1 protein-coding gene and 1 pseudogene are annotated in these 529 nt (G+C 57.3%); both read left to right on the top strand.

Translation table 11 applies throughout. The features are described 5' to 3' along the window. Positions 1-296: phage protease (locus GTGU_RS23600; protein WP_038163820.1), on the top strand; the 296-nt coding region annotated here is incomplete at its 5' end. Positions 297-299: 3 nt separating this feature from the next. Continuing rightward, a pseudogene (locus GTGU_RS25225) lies at positions 300-529 on the top strand (Mu-like prophage major head subunit gpT family protein); the annotation flags it as partial.

The raw sequence follows: 529 nt of genomic DNA, 5'->3' as shown, positions 1-529 counted from the left end.
TCAGTGAGATTGCCGCTAAAGAAGCGGAAGCCCTGATTGATGGCGCGATTGCCGCCGGAAAGGTGGCCCCGGCCAACCGTGAGATGTATCTGGCGCTCTGCCGCTCTGAAGACGGCCGCACGCAGTTCGCCGAGTTTGTGAAAGGTGCGCCGGTCATCGTAAGCAAGGAGCCGGAGAAGAAAAAGGATCCGGGTCAGGGCGATACCACCACGTTGTCCGATGAAGACCTTGCCATGTGCCACGCGATGGGCATCAGCAAGGAAGAGTTTATTTCCGTTCGTAAGCAGGAGAGCTAATCCATGCAGGTATCCGCAGAAGTATTGCATGCCCTGACCACGGCACTGAGCGCCGCCTTTACCCGTGGCGTCGGGCGATTACCCCTCAGTACCGATCCATTGCCACCGTCATTCCCAGCACGTCGGCATCAAACACCTATGGCTGGGTGGAAGATTTCCCGACGATTAAAGAATGGATTGGCCCGCGCCAGTTAGCCGAGTTATCGCAGGCCGGTTATGTCATCACCAACAGG

The sequence above is a fragment of the Trabulsiella guamensis ATCC 49490 genome (assembly GCF_000734965.1).
GTDB classification, from domain to species: Bacteria; Pseudomonadota; Gammaproteobacteria; order Enterobacterales; family Enterobacteriaceae; genus Trabulsiella; species Trabulsiella guamensis.
Note: the sequence above shows the minus strand (reverse complement) of the source record. Positions and strands in the feature narration are given on the sequence as shown.